The organism is Arthrobacter sp. ZBG10, assembly GCF_001238605.1.
Taxonomy (GTDB): Bacteria; Actinomycetota; Actinomycetes; order Actinomycetales; family Micrococcaceae; genus Arthrobacter.
Window position 1 is genome coordinate 1 of record NZ_LFQH01000057.1, and the last position, 3,434, is coordinate 3,434.

Annotated in this window: 1 rRNA gene; it reads left to right on the forward strand. The window is 54.4% G+C overall.

The features are described from left to right. Positions 1 to 205 precede the first annotated feature (205 nt). A 23S ribosomal RNA gene (locus ACU18_RS14190) occupies positions 206 to 3,334 on the forward strand. Positions 3,335 to 3,434 lie beyond the last annotated feature (100 nt).

A 3,434-nucleotide genomic window follows, 5' to 3' on the forward strand; every position in this document is an offset into this window, starting at 1 on the left:
CTTTTGGGAGGGTTGTGTGGGGTGTGTGGTTTGGGGTTGTTGTTTGAGAACTACATAGTGGACGCGAGCATCTTTTATAAGAAGCAATTTCCAAGAATATGAACCTGGATCTGGCTGCGCGTGATGGTGTCACCTTTCGGGGTGGTGTTGATCGTGTGGTTGGTTTTCGTGGTTCTCTCGAAAATTAGCGTTTTTGATCTTTTGTGGTCAAGTTTTTAAGAGCACACGGTGGATGCCTTGGCATTAGGAGCCGAAGAAGGACGTAGGAATCTGCGATAAGCCTGGGGGAGTCGATAACCGGACTGTGATCCCAGGGTGTCCGAATGGGGAAACCCCGCCAGGCGCGCGAGTGACCTGGTGACCCGCATCTGAACACATAGGGTGTGTGGGGGGAACGCGGGGAAGTGAAACATCTCAGTACCCGCAGGAAGAGAAAACAATAGTGATTCCGTTAGTAGTGGCGAGCGAACGCGGATCAGGCTAAACCGTTCCATGTGTGATAGCCGGCGGGCGTTGCATGGGCGGGGTTGTGGGACTTTCCATACTGGTTCTGCCGGACCGGTGGGGTGTGATGTGCAGGCATAGGTGAACGGTCTTGAAAGGCCGGCCAGAGAGGGTGTGAGCCCCGTAACCGTAATGTTTTGTGCCGCCTGTGAGAGTATCCCAAGTAGCACGGGGCCCGAGAAATCCCGTGTGAATCTGTCAGGACCACCTGATAAGCCTAAATACTCCCTAATGACCGATAGCGGACCAGTACCGTGAGGGAAAGGTGAAAAGTACCCCGGGAGGGGAGTGAAACAGTACCTGAAACCGTGTGCTTACAATCCGTCGGAGCAGCCTTGTAGCTGTGACGGCGTGCCTTTTGAAGAATGAGCCTGCGAGTTAGTGTTACGTCGCGAGGTTAACCCGTGTGGGGAAGCCGTAGCGAAAGCGAGTCTGAATAGGGCGTTGCAGTGGCGTGATCTAGACCCGAAGCGAAGTGATCTACCCATGGCCAGGTTGAAGCGACGGTAAGACGTCGTGGAGGACCGAACCCACTTCAGTTGAAAATGGAGGGGATGAGCTGTGGGTAGGGGTGAAAGGCCAATCAAACTTCGTGATAGCTGGTTCTCCCCGAAATGCATTTAGGTGCAGCGTTGCGTGTTTCTTGCTGGAGGTAGAGCTACTGGATGGCTAATGGGCCCTACAAGGTTACTGACGTCAGCCAAACTCCGAATGCCGGTAAGTGAGAGCGCAGCAGTGAGACTGTGGGGGATAAGCTTCATAGTCGAGAGGGAAACAGCCCAGACCACCAACTAAGGCCCCTAAGCGTGTGCTAAGTGGGAAAGGATGTGGAGTTGCGAAGACAACCAGGAGGTTGGCTTAGAAGCAGCCATCCTTAAAAGAGTGCGTAATAGCTCACTGGTCAAGTGATTCCGCGCCGACAATGTAGCGGGGCTCAAGTACACCGCCGAAGTTGTGGCATTCAAATATTAGCTAAGCCCTTGTGGTTCAGGCGTTTGGATGGGTAGGGGAGCGTCGTGTGGGCAGTGAAGTCGCGGTGTAAACCAGCGGTGGAGCCTACACGAGTGAGAATGCAGGCATGAGTAGCGAAAGACGGGTGAGAAACCCGTCCGCCGAATGATCAAGGGTTCCAGGGTCAAGCTAATCTGCCCTGGGTAAGTCGGGACCTAAGGCGAGGCCGACAGGCGTAGTCGATGGACAACGGGTTGATATTCCCGTACCGGCGAAAAACCGTCCATGTTGAACAGGGGATACTAACCGCCCGAGACCTGACCGCCCGCCCTTGTGGTGACGTGGTTTTTGGTGGAGCGCGGGACCTGATCCTGGGAGGCAAGCGTATTAACAGGTGTGACGCAGGAAGGTAGCCAAGCCGGGCGATGGTTGTCCCGGTCTAAGGATGTAGGGCGAATGGTAGGCAAATCCGCTGTTCGTGATGCCTGAGATCTGATGGGACCCCCTTTAGTGGGGGGATTTGGTGATCCTATGCTGCCGAGAAAAGCATCGACGCGAGGTTTTAGCCGCCCGTACCCCAAACCGACACAGGTGATCAGGTAGAGAATACTAAGGCGATCGAGAGAATTATGGTTAAGGAACTCGGCAAAATGCCCCCGTAACTTCGGGAGAAGGGGGGCCCCAACCTTGAACACCACATGCTGGTGGGAGGGGATCGGGGCCGCAGAGACCAGGGGGAAGCGACTGTTTACTAAAAACACAGGTCCGTGCGAAGTCGCAAGACGATGTATACGGACTGACTCCTGCCCGGTGCTGGAAGGTTAAGAGGACCGGTTAGCCGCAAGGCGAAGCTGAGAATTTAAGCCCCAGTAAACGGCGGTGGTAACTATAACCATCCTAAGGTAGCGAAATTCCTTGTCGGGTAAGTTCCGACCTGCACGAATGGAGTAACGACTTCCCCGCTGTCTCAACCATAAACTCGGCGAAATTGCAGTACGAGTAAAGATGCTCGTTACGCGCAGCAGGACGGAAAGACCCCGAGACCTTTACTATAGTTTGGTATTGGTGTTCGGAGTGGCTTGTGTAGGATAGGTGGGAGACGTTGAAACCCGGACGCCAGTTCGGGTGGAGTCATCGTTGAAATACCACTCTGGTCACTTTGGACATCTAACTTCGGCCCGTAATCCGGGTCAGGGACAGTGCCTGATGGGTAGTTTAACTGGGGCGGTTGCCTCCTAAAAAGTAACGGAGGCGCCCAAAGGTTCCCTCAGCCTGGTTGGCAATCAGGTGTCGAGTGTAAGTGCACAAGGGAGCTTGACTGTGAGAGAGACATCTCGAGCAGGGACGAAAGTCGGGACTAGTGATCCGGCGGTACATTGTGGAATGGCCGTCGCTCAACGGATAAAAGGTACCTCGGGGATAACAGGCTGATCTTGCCCAAGAGTCCATATCGACGGCATGGTTTGGCACCTCGATGTCGGCTCGTCGCATCCTGGGGCTGGAGTAGGTCCCAAGGGTTGGGCTGTTCGCCCATTAAAGCGGTACGCGAGCTGGGTTTAGAACGTCGTGAGACAGTTCGGTCCCTATCCGCTGCGCGCGCAGGAAATTTGAGAAGGGCTGTCCTTAGTACGAGAGGACCGGGACGGACGAACCTCTGGTGTGTCAGTTGTACTGCCAAGTGCACCGCTGATTAGCTACGTTCGGATGGGATAACCGCTGAAAGCATCTAAGCGGGAAGCTCGCTTCGAGATGAGATTTCCATACACCTTGTGTGTGAGAGGCCCCCAGCCAGACCACTGGGTTGATAGGCCGGATGTGGAAGCGAGGACTAACGACTCGTGAAGCTGACCGGTACTAATAGGCCGATAACTTACACCACACACCACCCCCGCAAACGGATTCAAAAGCGTTTGCACCCGTGGGGTGGTAAAAAGAAAACAAGACTGCTTGCGTCCACTATGTGGTTCCCAAACAACAAA